This is a genomic window from Pseudarthrobacter sp. CCNWLW207, from assembly GCF_037203945.1.
GTDB lineage: Bacteria > Actinomycetota > Actinomycetes > Actinomycetales > Micrococcaceae > Arthrobacter.
Genome location: NZ_JBBCBS010000001.1, coordinates 96,165 through 114,272 on the forward strand (window position 1 = coordinate 96,165; position 18,108 = coordinate 114,272).

Consider the following 18,108-nt stretch of genomic DNA (forward strand, 5'->3'; position numbering starts at 1 on the left):
TTGTCCGTTAACTCGCATTGCTCTCTCCATCCTTGAGGGTTCCGGCGTCGCCGGCAGTCATAAGGGCCATTACGTCCGAGGTTGAGTACAGAGCCCGGATCCAATCGTCGTTGCGGTGTAATCCCACGTTCACGTCGCTCAAGGCGTGGGCCTGGCTGCCGGGGATCATTGGGAAGTGACGGGCCACCTCGCGCACCTGCCTTGTCTGGATGCCTGCCCCAAGTGCTACCCAATGGAGCCAGATGTCGTCGGCTCCCGGGCAGAAGTCCATGAACTGGTCCCCACGCGTCCGGAGTTCCCGCAGCATGCCTGGCGGGTAGATGACTCCCGAAACGCCCAGCGCAAAATTGTTGAGGCCGGGGGAAGTGTCCCGGCGTTGCGTCCAATCCTTGTAACGGGAGATGCTTCCGTCGTTGAGGCTGATCATCCGCACCCAGTGTCCATGGACCATATCCGGATGCTCGTGGTTGGCCTCGACAAGGGTTTGGAGCCACCGTGACGGATAGATGATGTCGTCGTCGGCTGTGGCGAGGGGGCAATCGAACTCAGCCGAAGACTCAACGTACGGAAAGTATTTTGTGTGCGGACCAAAGTTTTTGGTCAGCTTGGTTTCCAGGCCACGCCGCTGAAGACGCAGCAAAGCGGGGGTCCGCCGCTCGAATGCCGCCGGATCGTCCAACCAGAGGATCATCCGCTTCGGCTTGACTGTCCCCCTCGCAATCGATTCAAGGGCGATGTCCACCGTCCGCAGCCGGGCGCCGTAGCTTGTCATGGACACGACGACGTCGGCCGTGCCCGTGACCGGTTCACGCACCAGCAGGTTTCGGCACCGAAGAATCAGCAGGCCGCCATAGGCACGGATCCGCTTGAACATTTTGCGGGCACGTCTGACGGCGTACCGTGCCACGGGATGAGCGCTCATGCCGGTGCCTGCCCTTCAAAAGCGGCTATCGGGGTGGCGGCGTCAAGATTAAGGTAGATCTTCACAAGGTTCCGGGCATCCTTCGGAACTCCGAAGACAAAGACCCCCGAAGCGCTCGTGCCTGGGGCGACGCTGGCGGGGAACGGCACGGTACCGGGGCCGCTCAGCGTGCTTGCTGGAGAGTCGTCTTGTCCGTAACTGACGTTGATGACAGCCGGGTCCAAGGAAATCTCGGCGCCAGTATCGTTCTGCACGGTCACCTTGAACCGGATAGCGGGGCCGGCGATCTCGCCGATGCCGATGGCTTCCCCTTCCACGGCAACAAGTTCGCTAATCGTCGCGGACACGCCTGACTTGACAACCTTCGTGGCGACCAGCGGTACGGGTGGTGCCACGGGTTGGTCGATGGTTGCCAGTTCTTCGTCGCTCTTGTTCGAACGGTCCACAGGAGCCGGATCGCCGGGCTGCGGAACAGCCGTCGCCGTGGCCGGGCCAGTGGTCTCCGGCTGGGGTGAGGAACTGCCGGGGTCAGGGGTCGTCGTAGGACTGGCGGAAGGTCCGGCCGTCTGCGTTGCCGATTCGGTCGGACTCGCGGAGGGCCCAACTGAATCCGGGCTCTGCACCGAACCTGGGCTTTGTGCGGACATTTCGGATGCCCCCCATTGAGTGAAGGTCCAGATTGCTCCGGCCGCTGCCAACAGGGCCAGCACCAAGGCGAAGCCAACCCACCGTGGACTCATTCGTCCATGGTCTCCTGCGCTGTTCCCCGGCTCGTTCATGTCCTATGCCCCAAGATCAGATAGTGTCGCTACGCCGCTTCCGGCCTGGTTCCGTTCAGGAGGCGTAGTGGACGGCGTGCCATAGAGGATTTGCAACTCCCGGAACCACTTCACCGAGGCCATCGCAAGGAAGGCTGCGGTTGCGGCGAAAATTGCGGTGTAAATGGCCATGAACAGTGGGGTGGCGCCGTAAACGAAGAAGCTCAGGCACAGGACGCCGTAGTCCATGGGGACCACAAGGACAGAACGAAGCCACGAGGGTCCTGACGCATCGTTGGCTAGCGAAACCACTCCGCGTTGCCTGCGCAGTTGCTCGGTGAGAATCATGCTGAAGAACAACACTGCTGCCACGACGGCGGACCCCAGCGGAACAAGCAGCCAATTTTGGTCCACTGCTTCGAAACGGTAGAGGGCAACGAGCAACGCCAGAGGCAGAACCGACGTCTTGACGGAGTCCACCATGTGGTCCAGCCACTCACCGGCAGGCGAGCCCTTGCCTGTAAGTCGTGCGAGCTGTCCGTCCGCCGAATCCAGGGCGTACCCCACAACCAGGCACAGCGAGACCGCGATGCCCAGCCCCCACGACGGCGGGAAGGCCACGAGCAGACCGATGCCGGAGAAGGTGAAGACTGCGCTGATCGCCGTCACAGCATTGGGCGTCAGTCCCAATCCAAATGCGGCTGCCGCCAAATACCGTCCCAGCCGCCGGTTCACGAACCTCGAGTAGGCCGGCGCACCCCGCGCCGCCGTCTTTTGCGCGCCTGAAAGCCGGGAGACGGCGTCGCGGTAGCCTGCGTAGGGCATGAGCTCTGCGGCGGCGGCCACCTTCGCATGTTGCCCGGACATCAGCGTGCTCCTACGGTGTTACGCCGCTTGAGGGCGTGCTTGGGACTCCGCTGGCGGTCCGGCCGTGCCAGGGCACGAGCAGGCTGGTGTGCCAGGACGAGGTCCCCGCACAGCTGTTCATATCCCGCCGCGACCATGTCCCAGTCGAACCTCCGGGCGAGCTGCTGCCCCAGCGCGCCCCTCTCCCGCAATGCGGGCAGCTGCACCTCAGCCTCCTCTGCAAGCGCCGTGACGTCGTCGGGACCAACGAAATACCGGCCGGAGTCCGAAAGCACCTCGCGGTTGAAGTCGACGTCGAACGCATTTGTCGCCGCCGCGGAGCCGATCGCACGGAGAAGAGAGGGGTTGGTGCCACCTACCGAATGGCCGTGCCAGTAGACGAGGCAGTGCGCGTAGAGCTGGTCCAGTAATTCCTGGTCCCAGACACCACCGACAAACCGCACGCGTTCGTCGCCGAGATGGTGAACCAGGCGTGTGTATTCATCCGAATACGGTGCCGAGCCCACCACTATTAACGGTGCCTTCGCCTGGCTGCGGACGTAGCCTTCCACGATCAGGTCGACGTGGTTCTCAGGCTCGAAGCGCGCTACGACCAGATGATAGCTGCGGGGCTCAACCCCGAGTTCTGCCAGCCTGTGCGATGGGGCGTTGTCCAATATTGGCGCACCATACGCCAAAAAGACGGGCTCGGCGGCGAACTTGTCCCGGTAGTAGTTCTGGATGCCCACAGCATCCGCGATCAGCGCATCGGACCAACGGACAGCCAAAGCCTCCACGCTTCGGTAGTACCGCTGCCCTCCCCGGCCCCATTTGGCCCGTTTCCATTCAAGGCCGTCCACATGCGTTGCCACCGGTATGCCGGCAGCCCTGAGGAGGGGAAGGTACGGGGCGTTGGCCGCGTTGAAGACAATGGCCGCGTCGGGCCGGTGACGCAGCAAGTGCATTACTGAAAGGCCGGTATGGCTCAACGTCTCCAGTGCTCGCTTATGCATCGCCGGCAAGTAGACCAGGTCCATGCCGAGGTACGTCGATTCACGCGCCGCGCTGCCATCAAGGTCACGGCAGTAAACCGTCACCTTGTGTCCCCGGGCGCACAGTCTCTGTCCAATCTCTTCGATGGCTGTCTCGAATCCGCCGTAATGGGCGGGGACACCACGCGTCCCCACCATCGCGATTCTCAGTCCATTCATCGCTGTACCTCGTGGATCCGGTCTTCCGGGCCGACCGGGTGATTGATAAGTTCAAGGGCAGTGCGCAGGACCGAGCTTGACGTGTGCACGGTATAGGGGAAGTAGACAACTTCGACGCCAACCTCGCCGAACGCCCGCTCCAGCCGCTTACCTTCGGGCGTACCACGCCAGTCATCACCCTTGAAGAACACAGTGAACCTCAGTTCTTCCCACACCTGGAGCTTGTCCGGAATCAGCTCCGCATACACCTTGTCGACATACGTGATGTTTTTGACGATCTCCAACCGCTCGGCAAGCGGCACCACCGGGAGGTGGCCCTTGGCCCTTTCGAGAATCTCGTCGGAGACGACGCCGGCGATCAGATAGTCGCATTGCGCCTTGGCGTGCTTGAGGATATTGAGGTGACCTATGTGAAACAGGTCAAACGCGCCGGCTGCATAGCCGATTCTTAGGCCCACGCCATGCCTCCTTCCAGTTTCTTGGCCGGCTAAGCCAGCGGTGTGTGGGAGGGCTTAGTCTCAGGAGGTTCCAAGACTTCGGCTCTGACCGGAGGGTAGGCGGAGCCGGCGCTCCCTGATGCAGGAGTAATAAGTGGTGTGAGTTCGCACGAGCCAGGTTGGTGAGCCAAAAGGCGCGGCGTTCTGTTGCTCGAAACAATGCCCGCATTTCGGTAGTGTTCGCTTTTAGGGACGGCGAATACCCTGACCTGGCTCATCCTGAGACCTCTTCTGGGTGGGTTCCTGGAATTAGTACAAGTCAAGCCCCTTGGCACATGGGGTGCACCCGTAATTGCTACCTGTCTTGACTACTGGCGGCTACCTGTTTGTACTCAGGTGGATCCGGGGCAGCTACTTGAATGAGGCCATGCCCTGACCCGCCGCGAGGGAAGGGTCGACTAGACTGGTCAGAGGTGCGCCGGGAAGTCTGGTCGGCAATATTTTTGTCGACCCCTTGTTTAGGACACCTTCGTGAATAAAAACCCGTCTGCTCCTCAGCGCTCCTCCGTTTTGGGACGAGGAAGCTACGCCGAAGTGCTGCGCATCGGCGAGATCCTGCGGAAGGAAACCGTTGGCGGCATCTTGTTGGTCGCCGCAGCGGTCATTGCCCTGATCTGGGCAAACTCCCCGGCTTCCGACAGCTACTTCGCTTTGCGCGACTTCCGCATCGGCTTCGAGCCGTGGCACCTGGAACTCAGCCTGGGGGCGTGGGCCGCCGACGGATTGTTGGCGATCTTCTTCTTCCTCGTCGGGCTGGAACTCAAACGTGAGTTCGTGGCCGGAGACCTTCGCCAATTCAGTAAATCCGTGGTGCCCATCGCAGCGGCCGTTGGAGGCGTCGCAGTCCCTGCAATCATCTATGCGCTGATCAACCTGACCAGTCCTGGGACCCTGCGGGGCTGGGCTATCCCCACGGCGACGGACATCGCCTTCGCCGTGGCCGTGTTGGCGATCATCGGGTCGCACCTGCCCAGTGCGCTACGGATCTTCCTCCTGACTTTGGCCGTGGTCGATGACCTCCTGGCCATCAGCATCATCGCGGTGTTCTATTCCAGCAACATCCAGGCCGGGCCGCTGCTGCTTGCCCTCATTCCGCTGGCGGTGTACACCTTCCTGGCCCAGAAGTACCGCCGGTTCTTCGGGACCAGACCCGCTGCGGCGTGGGTGATCCTCCTTCCCTTGGGAGTGATCACCTGGGCATTGGTGCACGCCTCCGGTATCCACGCCACCGTCGCCGGTGTACTGCTGGGGTTCGCCATCCCTGTCATCCGGTCGCAGGCCAGCGGCGGCCCCGCTGCAGGACCTGGCCTCTCTGAGATCTTCGAACACCGGTTCCGGCCGATTTCAGCCGGCATCGCGGTCCCGGTCTTTGCCTTCTTCTCCGCCGGTGTCGCCGTAGGTGGCCGGGATGGTCTGATCTCGGCTCTGACTGACCCTGTAGCCATCGGCATCATCGTGGCGTTGGTGTTGGGCAAACCGATTGGGATCCTGGGCACCACATGGCTCCTCACAAAGGCCACCAGAGCGTCCTTGGACAGGTCCTTGAAGTGGATTGATGTATTTGGGATGTCCCTTTTGGCCGGCATCGGCTTCACAGTTTCGCTGCTCGTGGCCGAGCTGAGCTTCGGACAGGGCAGCGCCCACGATGACCACGCCAAGGTGGGGATCCTCGCCGCATCGCTGCTGGCCGCCCTCTTAGCAGCGGCAGTCCTGGGCACCCGGAACCGTCAGTACCGTGCCGTAGAGGCGGAGGAGGCCGTCGACACTGACCGGGACGGAGTCCCGGACGTTTACGAAGAAGACCGCCGCCCGTGACCTTATCCGGCCCACACATGTGGAGGCGTCATCGATGATGGCGTGGTCGGGGTCCAAAGCGTAGACCGTGACGAAGTGTGCGACGCTGCCCGGGAACAGCACCATGGCTACCAGCACTCCGACGCGGCCGCGGGGGACTCAGGAAGGTGGCATCAGGCTCAGGATGCCTGGTTCAGGGCGTCCTCGGCCGCTACCCAGGAAATCATGGCGCACTTGACCCTGGCTGCGTAACGGGCCACACCCTCAAACGCGGCGGCGTCGCCAAGGATCTCAGGATCGGCGTGGATCTTTCCGCGGGACCGCAAGACTTCGCGGAAGTTATCGATGATCGTGTGGAGTTCGGCCACTGACAGCCCTTCGGCCAGCTCGCTCAGGACTGAGGCTGAGGCCATGGAGATGGAGCAGCCCTCGCCGTCCCAGGACACCTGTGCAACCTTGCCGTCTGCCACTGCAACCCGAAGTGTGACTTCGTCGCCGCAGACGGGGTTGAGCTGGTGTGACTGCCCAGTGGAGGAGCCCTCGGGCGCAGCCGCACCGGCCAGGCCGCTGCCGTGGCGGACTTTGGAATGGTCCAGGATGATCTGCTGGTACAACTGGTCAAGGCTCATGATCGTTTACCTTCGGGGATCGTTCTAGACGCGGAAGTAGGACCGGACCTCAGCCACGGATTCCAGGAATGCGTCGACGTCGTCGGTGGTGTTGTACAGATAGGCGCTGGCCCGTGTCGTTGCGGTCAGTCCCAGGCGGCGGTGCAGCGGCTGGGCACAGTGGTGCCCCACCCGGACGGCGATGCCCTGCGAATCGAGGAACTGTCCGACGTCGTGGGCGTGCACTCCTTCAACGGCGAAGGCCGCGAGGCCGATCCTCTCCTGACCCGCAGCAGGGCCAAGGACGCGTATCCCCGGAATGTTTTCCAGGCCAGCCACCATGCGCTGGCCAAGCTCAGATTCCCAGCGGTGGACGCGCTCCAAGCCCGTCTCGGTGAGGTAATTTGCCGCTGCTGCCAACGCAACAGCCTGGGAAATGCGCTGAGTGCCGGCTTCAAACCGTTGCGGGGCCGGCAAGTACTCCGCCCGGTCCATGGTCACCGTGGTGATCATGGAGCCCCCGGTGAGGAACGGAGGCAGGATGTCCAGGATCTCCTGCTTGCCATACAGCACACCGATTCCGGTGGGTGCAAGCATCTTGTGCCCGGAGAAGACAGCGAAGTCAACGTCCAGGGCTTTGACGTCCAGCGGCAGATGTGGAGCGGACTGGCACGCGTCCAGGACAACCAGCGCTCCGGCCTTGCGGCCCAGCTCCACCAGTTCCTGGACGGGGTTGATGGTTCCAAGCACATTGGACGCATGGGTGAAGGCAAGGACTTTGGTCCTGCTGCCCAGGATGTCGGCAGCCTCGTCCATCTGCAGGCTGCCGGCGTCGTTGATCGGGATATAGCGGAGCGTAGCCCCGGTCCGGAAGGCAAGCTCCTGCCAAGGGATGAGGTTGGCGTGGTGTTCCATTTCGGTGACCACAATCTGGTCACCCGGCCCTATGCCTAAGTCCTTGAGCCGGGCGTCCCCGCGTCCCTGGGCAGCCCACAGTGCAGCGTTGGACAGTGCGTAGCTGACCAGGTTGAGTCCCTCGGTGGCGTTGGACGTCCACACTGTTTCTGAGTAGTCGGCCCCGATAAAGTCGGCCACAGTCTGGCGGGCGTCTTCGAAGACCTCTGTAGCTTCAACGGCAAGGAAGTGGGCACCGCGGTGCACTGCCGCATTCCGTTGCTCGTAGAATTCCTGCTCTGCCTCAATCACACTGAGGGGGTTCTGCGAAGTAGCACCGGAATCGAGGTAGACCAGCGGACGGCCATTCACCAACTGCCCAAGCACCGGGAAGTCGTTCCGGATCCGAAGCACTTCGGCGTTGTCCATGGCCGGCAAAGCCCGTTCCAGCGTTGCTGGGGTTGTTACTACGGCCAACACTCACTCCTTGAGATGTCAATGGATGACACTCAATTGTCCCACAGCACGACTGTGGCGGCCCCCTAAAGGTGGCCGCCACAGTCGTTCCGGGCTTCAGCCGGAGAGTGGAGGGCCGGCGACGGCTGGGGGGAGAGCCTCGGTCTCAGAAGACTCTGACGTCGCCGGCCCCGTCTCAGTCCGGCTGTTGCGGGCCGGAAGTTATAGTGCGAGGAGGCCTGAGTAAGTACTTCAGCGGAGTCTGCGGCTTCTTTCGGTCCGCTTCTTCCTGCTTGTATTAGTTAATCGCGCCAGGCAGCCCAGTACACGAGTAGGGGGTACTCGACTTTCAAGCGGCCTTACTACGGGTTACGCACTGCCGCTACGCGTATTTGTAAACAAAACCACCTAGGTACTCACCCACACGCCGAAAGCACCGCTGTCCCAGGGAAAGGCGGTCCGGGCAGGGCTTGGTCGCGGCGCCTACTTTGGCAGGGCCGAGGCAAGTTCGTCGCGGCTGCGGACACCGAGCTTGACGTAGGTACGGTAGAGGTGGCCTTCCACCGTGCGTACTGACACCATCAGCCGCTGGGCGATCTCCCGGTCAGTGAGGCCCTGCAGCGCCAACTCCACGATGTCCTGTTCGCGCCGGGTCAGATGCACCGCCGGCGCGGCCGCGATGAAGTGTCCTTCGCGGAACCGCTCGCCCAGTTCGTGGTCGCATTTCTCCCGAAGGGCGATTGCCTGCCTGGACCGCCGCCGCTCACCTGACTGTTCCAGGAGCGTGCTTGCCCTGGCATAGGCCTCGCGGGCCAGGTTGACGAATCCAGTGGCTTCAAGGTTCGTGGCGGTTTCCATCAGGGCGTCGGCGTCCGCGGATTCCCAGTTCCGGGCCAGCGTCAGCATGGCCGCCGCCCACCGGCCTTCCACTTTACCGGCGAGGGCCAGCACGAGCGGGATGACGGAGTGGTCGCCCAGGTCCCAGCAGATGGCCAGGAACTCCAGGTGCATCCCCTCCCTGGCCGAGACTTCCGGAGTAGTGGCCAAGGTGTGGATCGAGGCCAGCCCTTTGCCGTCACGGCCGGCGTACTCGGCAGCAGCGTCGGCATAGGCTTTGGCAAGGAGCTCGTTGGAGGGCGAGCTTGGGGTTGAGTCCTTATAGTCCAGCTCCAACCGCTTGGCCTGCGCGGCATCTCCGAGCCTTGCAGCCACGTAGAAGCCCAGCGATGAGCCGAACCGGAACAGCTGGAGGGGATCATTGAGCCTGAGTGCCTCAACGGCCGGAAGCAGCATCTGGTAGGCACGTTCAATCCGGCCCTGCCGCAGCAGCGAGTAACCCCGGAGGAGCTGGACGGCTCCGCTGAAGCATGGGGCTCCGGCGGCCTGTTCCAACGCGTAGTTGGCCAGCTCCCGTTCGGCGGATTCCCATTCGCCCATGGCCAAGTAGCCCATGACCATGCGACCCAGGACAAACTCGTTGAAAAAGAACACACCGTCGCGAAGGGCAGGAAGTTCAGAGGCGGCCAGCAAAGCGGCATCGAGGCCTTGGACGCCGCGCCCAGCCACTGACAGTGCCTGGGAATAAAGCGCCAGTCCGATGGCCCGGAGGGCGTCGTCCACGGGCTCTGTGGGGTTGCGGCTCCTGATGTCCTGGACGGCTGTCCCCAGGGCGTTGTAGTCCCCCGCTTCGCCCAGTTCCAGAAGGCGCAGCATCTGAATCTGCCAGGGCCCCGTGCCGGCGGCTGCAGTGGAATCCACGGACGTGCCGGATTCTGCCCCGTCCGGATGGGGAGCCGAGGGCTCTTCCAGGAGCCCGGCCTGGCGCAGGAGTTCCCGGGATTCGGCGACGATGGCTGCGACGGGTTGTCCAAGGGCCTGATGGGCAGCTATGCGCAGCAGCAGGACGTGGGCCGCCTCGGAACTGTCCGCCAGTTCCAGCCAGCACCGGTCCAGCACGCTGGCTGCCTCGGAATAATGCGCCTCGTTGAACAGGGCCCTTGCCTGAATGGCGCGGGCGTGTGGTGCGAGGACTGGATCCTGAACCCTGGTGGCCAACATCCGGGCGTTCCCGTTCCCGTATCCTGCGATAGCCGTACCCGCCGCCTCCAGCAGTTCCGTGTCCGGAACCCGGAGGCCGCATTCGAGCGCCCATGCGGCGGCCCGCAGCCTGCCTTCAGGACTGGAAGGCGGCGCGTCCTGCTGGGCGCGGAGTTTTTCAAGGAGCTGCAGGCTGCGTGAGACGGACACGCTTTTCCTGACCGCGTCACCAATGAGGCCGTTCCACATCCTCAGCACGGCAGGGCTGCCGTTGCTTTCCACAACAGTCTGCTGGTCCAGTAATGAACGGACCAGCTCGGCTCCACAGATGTCCTCGATCACCTTGCGGCCCACGGGCTCGGCCAGGGCGACCAGCTTCAGTGCTTCCTGTTCCTCAGGCCGGCGGCGGAGGAGATCCTTGGAAACCACGGACGAAAGCCTGGGTCCTTCGGAGGGCAGCGGCCCGAGCAGCATCCAAATTCCGTTCCGCTTGGCGAGGACCCCTTGCTCTGCCGCGTCGTGGAGCAGGGCATCGAGGATCCGGGGGTTGCCGCCTGAGGCGTTCCAGATGGAGTCAACCGTTCCTGCGGGAACGCTGCCGTCCAGGGCGTGCGCCAGGACTTCTTCGATCTGCTCCCGGTTGAGCGGCCGCAGGTCCACCCGGTCCGCCAGACCGTCGTACCAGAGCTGGTCGAGCGGCTGCGGCAGGCCAGGGCGCGGCCTGCCGGCGGCTACCACGCTCGCCCAGCCGGCGGAGATCATATCTGCCACGATGCCAGCGCTGGCCTCGTCGAGCTGATGGGCGTCGTCAACCACCAGCAGCAGCGGAGTGTCCTTCCCGTCCTTGAGTTTTTCGAAATATTTCCACACGGACCTAAGGACAGCCACCGGGGAGACTGAATCTTCCGCCGTCAGCTCAGCCGTGTACGGGGTCAGCACCCCAAAGGGGACCCCTGACAGGGATGAACTGCCGTGGATGCGCAGAACGATCATCTCCGGGGACAGCCGCTCGGTGATGGCTTCGGCCAGCGCGGACTTGCCGATGCCGGGCCCCGCCATCAGGAAGACGGCCTGGCTGGTGCGGCTGCGGATGATGTTGCAGATCCGGTCCAGCGGCTCCCGCCGTCCCGTCAAAAGTCGGGACGATGCGCCTGATCTTGGTGCGTGGCCATTAGACGAGTCCAGTCAGATCACCCCTGGAAGTAACTCCGAGTTTGGTGAAGACCTGGTACAGGTGGCCTTCAACGGTACGGACCGAGACACCCATCTCCAGCGCAATGTCCCGGTTTGACGCTCCCCTTCCGGCCAGCCGTGCAATTTGGCGCTCCCGGCTTGTCAGCAGGGGGCTGCCGGTGCTCGGCACGATCGGAAGGTTGGCGACAGTGGCAGCCAGTATATCCAGCCGTGCCTGCGCAGTCCTTGCCGACACGGAGTCCCCTGCCTGCCGGGCGTAGTCCACGGCAAGGGCCATGCACCGTGCTTCCACGGCGTCCAGTTCCAGGGTTGCCGCGAGTTCTCCGCCGGCCAGCAGGGTCTTTGCATCCTTCGTCCTGCTGCCCACGGCGATCAGGCGGGAGATTTCCGCCAACGGTCCCTGCCGATGCCCCGCCACTTGTTCCAGGAGCCTGAAGTCGGCGTCGGTGCCATTGACCGTTGCTCCCAGCAGACTGATCCCGGCAACGGTGAACCGTCCCGCCTCGATGTTCCGGCGAGCGGACTCCTTGAGGCGGGCGGCGGCGTCGTGCTCCCCCAGCCACCTGCCGGCCATGTCGGAGCAGAATTCGATAATGCTTCCGGTCATGAAGTCACAAGGACCTGCCGTACGCTGGAGCTTCTCCAGGTACCTGCGGGACTGGCCGGCGGTCCCAATCTGGGCGTAGGCCAACGCGGTCGCGGCGTATGCGGAACGCAGGGAGCTGTGCAGCGGCCGGAGTTCGAGCTGGGCCGCAGCGGAGAGCAGCGGGTCCAGAGCGGCCGCTCCCCTTCCGCTGTACACATACGCGATGCCGGCAGCCAACTCAGTGGCCGCGCTGCGGTACGGGAGACGGTGCGCATCCTTCACCGCCGGCGGGTCCAGGAGGTCGATGCAGCGCCGCCACTGCCCTGCCATCAGCAGGACAAAGTAGGCGCGGCTGGTGTATTCCTCGCGCAGGCCAACGATCTGGGCAGCGTCCGAAATCTGGCCACCGAGCGTCCGCATCAGGCTGAGGGCGTCCATTTCCCGCCCGGTCAATGACAGCGCAGTCATTAGGATGATTGAGGCATTCATCCTGAACGAGACGTCCGGGTTGCGGGTGGCGTCGGAGGCAGCTTCGAGCGCGGGAACCATGGACGCGAAGTCGCCCACGAAAGCCTTGTATTCGAATTCACTGAGGCTGATGCGGTTGGCGGCAATGGCTAGGGGGGAGGGCCATCCCTTGGCAAGTTCCGGGCCTACGCCCAGCCGTGTCCTTGCCTCCTCAAGCAGGCCCGGGACCCTTCCGGTGTGTTCGGGCAGCCAAACCATGACTTTGGCCTTAGCGGCCACAACCTGGGCGTATTCATCCGCATCCAGGTTGTCCAGCTGCGGCTGCGTAATGTCGTCGAGGGCAGCCATGGCCTGGATCGGGAGGTCCAACAGGAGGTACGCTGCGGCCTTCTGCCGCTGACCGGGCACCCACTGGGGGTCACCCCTGGTCAGGGTCTCCGCGTAGGCGAGGGCGGAATGCGGATCGAAGAGCTGAATGGACGCTTCGGCGGCAGCCAGGGCCATCGCTGGGCTGAGTTCGGCCTCGCATTCCCGGGTCCAGGCAGCAAACGCCATCAGCTCCTCGACGGTCATGGAGCCCGGGTCCGGTTCCTTGCCGCCCAGGAGCTGGGAGCGGAGTTCCCTGCGACGGGCGATGCTGAGCCAGGAGCGGACGACGTCGCCAAGGTACTTTTCGCGGAGCGATACCCAGCGGCTGTCCGAGCCATCGATATCCAGGAGGCCCGCGTCTTCCATATCAGCGACGATGCCGGCACCGAAAATCGATGTGAGGGCGGACAACTCCACGCTCCGGGCACACGAGAGCATTTCGATGACCTCCCGTGTCTCAGGAGTCTTCCTCGCCCATCTGGAACGCACAATGTCGTCGAGGCTTGCGGCGCCGTCGAGCACCACCTTGTCCCGCAGTGTCCACACAGAATCTGAAAGCACCAGGTTCCCGGAGAGCTGCTGCTCCGTCACCAGCGCTTTTAACAACAGCGGATTGCCGCCCACCATGTTGTGGTAGATGCTCACCAGCGACGCGGAAACGCGATGGCCCAGCAAAGACAACAGCACCTGGCGGGTCTGAAGCTCGTTCAGGTTGTCCAGCCTGACTTCGGTCAGGCGGCGCTCGGTGAGCAGCCAATGGAAGTCTGCGGGCAGGTCACTGCTCTTCGGGGCCACGGCGACGATCCTGGCTGTCCCGGTCAGGAGGATGTTCAGGAGGACACCGGCGCTCATGTCGTCGATGCTCCCCGCCGTGTCCAGGGTGATAACGCAGGGCCGGCCTGCTGCGTCACTCCTGATCAGGGACGTGATGCCCCGGAGGATGGCAGTCGGGGAACCCATGTAGGCCTGGGGAAGCCGTGCCAGTAAAAAGGAGAGGCAGCCGTAGGGGGTCTTCGAGGCAGGGTGGCCGCTGCGCAGCTGGAGAGCCCAGATATCCGGGCCCAACTCGGCAACGGCGGTCCTGGCCAGGGAGGATTTCCCCACTCCCCTGCCACCGGTGATAATCACGCCATAGGAATCTTTGCTCGTCAGCGCTGTGCGTACGGCTTCGAGGTTGGCACTCCGGGCAGGGACGGACCATCTCTGGTGCTCGGACTGTGCAGCCGTGTCCGTGGGCAACTCAACGTCGTTGAGCGTTGACCCACGTCCCCAGCTGAGTGGCTCGATTGACATGAACTTATCCCCTAGATCCCGCCCTAGCGGAGATAAAGCCCCATCGCTCCCCCGCTTAGGAAGAAGACTACCCCGAGGTACTGACTACTAGACAGCTAACTGGCGATTAAGTTTTTTTTGCTACAACTGGGACTTTGCCGGATGGAACTTTTGCTGCGCCACGGTCAGTCCTTCCCTGACCAGCACATCCACGGCGTCTGCCGCTTCATCCAGCAGGAACGGCAGCTCCTTGCGCTCAGCCGTGCCGAAGTCGCGAAGGACGTAGTCGGCGGTGTCCATCCGCCCGGGAGGCCGTCCGACCCCAACCCGGACCCGCAGATAATCCTTGGTTGACAGGGCCTTGGACATGTCGCGCAATCCGTTGTGCCCGCCTTCCCCACCGCCGGACTTCAGTTTGACCGTATTAAAGGGGATGTCGATCTCGTCGTGCACTGCAACGACATGGTCCGGTCCGATGCCGTAAAAATTGGCCAGCGCTGCGACGGGGCCGCCGGAAACATTCATGTAGCTCATGGGTTTGGCCAGCACAACGCGGGGGCCACCAATCCCCAGGCGGCCTTCGAGTACCTGGGCCCGGGCCTTGTGCGTCTTGAAACTGCCGCCGATCCGGCTGGCTAGTTCATCCAGGACCATCTGGCCTACGTTGTGCCTGTTGCCTTTGTACTCGGTCCCGGGATTCCCGAGGCCAACGATCAGCCACGTGTCAGTCATGCGTCAATCCTAAGGTGGTAAAACGGCAGTGGCCGGATCCCGTGGGGGATCCGGCCACTGCTGCTGCGGTCCGAAATTACTCGGCTGCTGCCGAGGAAGCCTCAGTGGCGCCTTCGGATGCCTCTTCTTCGGTGACCTCAGTGGCTTCGGAGATGTTGACAACCAGGGCGTCAGCATCGGCCAGCAGGACAGCGCCCTTGGGAAGAACGAGGTCGGAAGCGTGGATGTGCTCGCCGGCGCTGCGGCCTTCGATGCTCACCTCGACGGCGGTGGGCAGGTGGGTTGCCTCGGCTTCGAGGGAGATAACGGTCAGTTCCTGGTTGTAGACGTTGCCCGGGGCAAGTTCGCCTACGACGTGGACGGGGATGTCGACCGTGACCTTCTCGCCCTTGCGGACGGTCAGCAGGTCGATGTGCTCGATGATCTGCTTGATGGGGTCGCGCTGGACGTCCTTGACGAGTGCCAGGTGGCCTTCGCCGTTGATGTCCAGGGACAGCAGGGCGTTGGCGGTGCGGACGGCCAGGGTGGTGGCCTTTGCCGGCAGGGTGATGTGGATCGGCTCTGCACCGTGGCCGTAGATGACAGCCGGGATCTGGCCGGCCATGCGGGCGCGGCGGGCGAAGCCCTTGCCGAATTCAGTGCGTACTTCTGCTGCGAGCTTCTGCTCAGACATGTGTTTCTCCTTGAAGACTAAACGGTGTTCAGCAAGGGCGGAGGTCTGTTGCGACCTTCAACGCCGGGCGGCCCGCGGGCGGCCCTTCAAGAAGGGAGGTTCAGACCCAGTCGATAACGGAGACCTGCAATCTGATGTCCGCAGAACGGCAACCAGGTGCTCTCCCTCGCCAAGGTTTCGTGGAACAGCTTATCAGCGCCGGGCCCAATTCCTGAAAACGGGGCACAATACGGACAAGGCGGTGATGGGGCCAACCGGGTCACGGCTGGCCCCATCACCAGAATCAGGCGTTGCCGTCGAACAGGCTCGTGACGGATCCGTCGTCGAACACTTCGCGGATGGCGCGTCCAATCAGCGGCGCGATGGACAGCACCGTCAGCTGGGGGAAGCGCTTGGCGGCAGGGATGGGCAGGGTGTCGGTGACCACCACTTCGCGGGCGCCTGACTCGGACAACCGGCGGGCGGCAGGGTCGGAGAAGACGGCGTGGGTCGCGGCGATGATGACATCCTTGGCCCCGGCGTTCTTGAGCACCTGGACGGCTCCGGAGATGGTTCCGCCCGTATCGATCATGTCGTCGATCAGGACGCACGTGCGGCCTTCGATCTGGCCAACAACGGTTTTGGAGACTGCCTGGTTTGGAACGGTGAGGTCGCGGCTCTTGTGCACGAAGGCCAGCGGGGCGCCACCGAGGCGCTCCGCCCACTGCTCGGCCACCCGGACGCGTCCGGTGTCCGGGGAGACGACCGTGATGTTATCCGCGGCAACCCGTGTGCGGATGTAGTCAGCGAGCAGCGGGATGGCCATGAGGTGGTCAACGGGGCCGTCGAAGAATCCCTGGATCTGGGAAGTGTGCAGGTCAACGCTCATGATGCGGTCAGCACCGGCAGTCTTGTACAGATCTGCGACCAGACGGGCGGAAATCGGCTCACGGCCGCGGCCCTTCTTGTCCTGCCGGGAGTAAGGGTAGAACGGCGAAACTACGGTGATGCGCTTGGCGGATGCCCGCTTCAGCGAATCAATCATGATCAGCTGCTCCATCAGGTGGTTGTTCAGCGGTGCCGGGTGCGCCTGGATGACGAAGGCATCCGTGCCGCGGACGCTCTCACCGGCGCGCACGTAGATTTCCCCGTTGGCGAAGTCGTAAGCGTCGATGGGCAGCAGCTCGGTTCCCAGCTCCTTAGCGATCTCCCGGGCAAGCTCGGGATGTGCCCGCCCCGCGGCAAGCACCAGCTTCTTCTCGCCGTGCGCCGTAATTTCGCTCATTATTGCTTGCCCTCTTCTGTAGGTGCCTGGGTACTTGAGGAATCTTCGGTGGCCGCCTGGGCCAGCTCTGCGGAGCGTGTGCCGGGCCGGTTGGCCAGGACCCAGCCTTCCGAGTTTCGCTGCGCGGCGAGCGTCACTGCCAGCGCGCCGGCCGGTACGTCCTTGCGGATCACGGCGCCGGCACCGCTGTAGGCCCCATCACCCACGGTGACGGGGGCCACAAACACTGTGTTGGAACCTGTGCGGACGCCGGAGCCGATGACCGTGCGGTGCTTCTTCTCGCCGTCGTAATTGGCCGTGATGTTGCCGCAACCGATGTTGGTGTCCTCGCCGATCTCGGCGTCGCCGGCATAGCCCAGGTGGGACAGTTTGGAGCCGCGGCCGATGGTGACGTTCTTCGTTTCGTAGAAGGCGCCAATTTTGCCGGTGTCGCCCAGGACTGTGCCGGGACGGAGATACGTGAAAGGCCCGACGGCGGCATCCGCTCCAATCACCGCGCCGGAACCATGGGTGCGGACCACCTTTGCTCCTTCACCCACCACAACGTCCGTCAGGGTGGTGTCGGGGCCGACGACGGCGTCGCGGGCCACCTTGGTGGCGCCGTGCAGTTGCGTATTGGGCAGGATCCGGACGTCCTCATCGAGTGTGACGGTGGAATCGATCCAGGTGGTGGCGGGGTCTACCACGGTGACGCCGGCCCGCATCCAGGCCTCGACTGTCCGGCGGTTGAGTTCTGCCCCGAGCGCCGACAGTTGGACGCGGTCGTTGGCACCCTCAACCTGCCAGCGGTCCTCGGTGACGACGGCGGCGACCCGGCCGCCCGACTGCCTGGCCAGCCCCAGGACGTCAGTGAGGTACTTTTCGCCCTGCGAATTCTCGGTGGTGACGTGCACCAGCGCGTCGCGCAAGACACCGGCGTCGAAGGCGTAAATGCCGGAGTTGACCTCGCGGATGAGGCGCTCTGCTTCGGAAGCATCCTTGTGCTCACGGATGCCGGTGACGGTTCCGTCGTCGCCGCGCAGGATTCGGCCATAGCCGGTGGCGTCGTCCAGCACAGCCGTCAAGACGGTCACCGCGTTGGATTCGCGTTCATGGGTGGCAACCAGCTCGGCCAGCAGGCTGCCGGTCAAAAGCGGAACATCCCCGTAAGTGACAACGACCGTGCCGGTCAGCGGCTGGTGTGCGTCGAGGGCGTGGAGCGCAACTTCAACGGCGCGGCCGGTGCCCGGAATGTCATCCTGGTCAACGATGACGGCGTCCGGGTCAAGGTCCACCAGGTGCTTGGCCACGAGGTCACGCTCATGCCGGACAACAAGGGCCAGCTGCCGGGGGTTGATGCTGCGGGCGGCCAGCAAGGCATGCCCCACCATGGAGCGGCCGCCAATTTCGTGGAGGATCTTGGGGGTACGGGATTTCATCCGGGTACCGGCGCCTGCTGCCAGAACGATGACGGCGGCTGGGCCGGTAGTCTCGGGGATCACGTACGGGCTCTCCTTGCTTTGTTTGCGCGGTGCTTGCGTGCGCCGT

14 protein-coding genes are annotated in these 18,108 nt (G+C 63.6%); 1 reads left to right on the plus strand and 13 read right to left on the minus strand.

Annotated elements, in window-relative coordinates:
- Positions 1 to 7 precede the first annotated feature (7 nt).
- Genes V9L17_RS00315 through V9L17_RS00335 form a run of 5 tightly spaced genes read right to left on the minus strand, consistent with a single transcriptional unit; the run spans position 8 to position 4,195 of the window.
- Positions 8 to 922, minus strand: coding sequence for a hypothetical protein (locus tag V9L17_RS00315; RefSeq protein WP_337350023.1), 915 nt, complete (start codon positions 920 to 922; stop codon positions 8 to 10).
- Positions 919 to 1,662: a hypothetical protein gene (locus V9L17_RS00320; protein ID WP_337350024.1), complete on the minus strand. Its 744-nt coding sequence runs from the start codon at positions 1,660 to 1,662 to the stop codon at positions 919 to 921. Before V9L17_RS00320 ends, V9L17_RS00315 begins: the two co-directional genes overlap by 4 nt.
- A gap of 42 nt (positions 1,663 to 1,704) precedes the next feature.
- Positions 1,705 to 2,547: a CDP-alcohol phosphatidyltransferase family protein gene (locus tag V9L17_RS00325; protein ID WP_337350025.1), complete on the minus strand. Its 843-nt coding sequence runs from the start codon at positions 2,545 to 2,547 to the stop codon at positions 1,705 to 1,707.
- Positions 2,547 to 3,737 carry a DUF1972 domain-containing protein gene (locus tag V9L17_RS00330; protein ID WP_337350026.1) on the minus strand — a complete coding sequence of 397 codons (1,191 nt, stop codon included), beginning with the start codon at positions 3,735 to 3,737 and terminating at the stop codon, positions 2,547 to 2,549. The genes V9L17_RS00325 and V9L17_RS00330 overlap by 1 nt, the downstream gene beginning before the upstream one ends.
- The gene (locus V9L17_RS00335) at positions 3,734 to 4,195 is read right to left on the minus strand and encodes an adenylyltransferase/cytidyltransferase family protein (protein ID WP_337350027.1); all 462 of its coding nucleotides are present in this window, start codon (positions 4,193 to 4,195) and stop codon (positions 3,734 to 3,736) included. The genes V9L17_RS00330 and V9L17_RS00335 overlap by 4 nt, the downstream gene beginning before the upstream one ends.
- Positions 4,196 to 4,705: 510 nt before the next feature.
- Here V9L17_RS00335 and nhaA point away from each other — a divergent pair.
- The gene (gene nhaA / locus V9L17_RS00340; protein WP_337350028.1) at positions 4,706 to 6,049 is read left to right on the plus strand and encodes a Na+/H+ antiporter NhaA; all 1,344 of its coding nucleotides are present in this window, start codon (positions 4,706 to 4,708) and stop codon (positions 6,047 to 6,049) included.
- Positions 6,050 to 6,207: 158 nt separating this feature from the next.
- Here nhaA and sufU read toward each other — a convergent pair whose 3' ends face one another.
- The 8 genes from sufU to glmU all read right to left on the minus strand — a co-directional run bounded on the left by sufU (position 6,208) and on the right by glmU (position 18,062).
- A complete protein-coding gene (gene sufU / locus V9L17_RS00345; RefSeq protein WP_337350029.1) occupies positions 6,208 to 6,657 on the minus strand; it encodes a Fe-S cluster assembly sulfur transfer protein SufU in 450 nt (149 codons plus the stop codon).
- A 24-nt stretch (positions 6,658 to 6,681) separates the two neighbouring features.
- Positions 6,682 to 8,007, minus strand: a complete 1,326-nt coding sequence (locus V9L17_RS00350; RefSeq protein ID WP_337350030.1) for a SufS family cysteine desulfurase — start codon at positions 8,005 to 8,007, stop codon at positions 6,682 to 6,684.
- A gap of 462 nt (positions 8,008 to 8,469) precedes the next feature.
- Complete coding sequence (locus V9L17_RS00355) at positions 8,470 to 11,157, minus strand: LuxR family transcriptional regulator (RefSeq protein ID WP_337350031.1); 2,688 nt, start codon at positions 11,155 to 11,157, stop codon at positions 8,470 to 8,472.
- Between the two features lie 37 nt (positions 11,158 to 11,194).
- A complete protein-coding gene (locus V9L17_RS00360; protein ID WP_337350032.1) occupies positions 11,195 to 13,933 on the minus strand; it encodes a helix-turn-helix transcriptional regulator in 2,739 nt (912 codons plus the stop codon).
- A 120-nt stretch (positions 13,934 to 14,053) separates the two neighbouring features.
- Positions 14,054 to 14,644 (minus strand): aminoacyl-tRNA hydrolase, encoded by a 591-nt coding sequence (gene pth, locus V9L17_RS00365; RefSeq protein WP_337346600.1) that lies wholly within the window; start codon positions 14,642 to 14,644, stop codon positions 14,054 to 14,056.
- A 76-nt stretch (positions 14,645 to 14,720) separates the two neighbouring features.
- Positions 14,721 to 15,317: a 50S ribosomal protein L25/general stress protein Ctc gene (locus V9L17_RS00370; RefSeq protein ID WP_337346601.1), complete on the minus strand. Its 597-nt coding sequence runs from the start codon at positions 15,315 to 15,317 to the stop codon at positions 14,721 to 14,723.
- A gap of 283 nt (positions 15,318 to 15,600) precedes the next feature.
- Entirely contained in the window at positions 15,601 to 16,581 is a 981-nt protein-coding gene (locus tag V9L17_RS00375; protein WP_337346602.1) for a ribose-phosphate diphosphokinase, read from the minus strand.
- Positions 16,581 to 18,062 carry a bifunctional UDP-N-acetylglucosamine diphosphorylase/glucosamine-1-phosphate N-acetyltransferase GlmU gene (glmU, locus tag V9L17_RS00380; protein ID WP_337346603.1) on the minus strand — a complete coding sequence of 494 codons (1,482 nt, stop codon included), beginning with the start codon at positions 18,060 to 18,062 and terminating at the stop codon, positions 16,581 to 16,583. Before glmU ends, V9L17_RS00375 begins: the two co-directional genes overlap by 1 nt.
- Positions 18,063 to 18,108 lie beyond the last annotated feature (46 nt).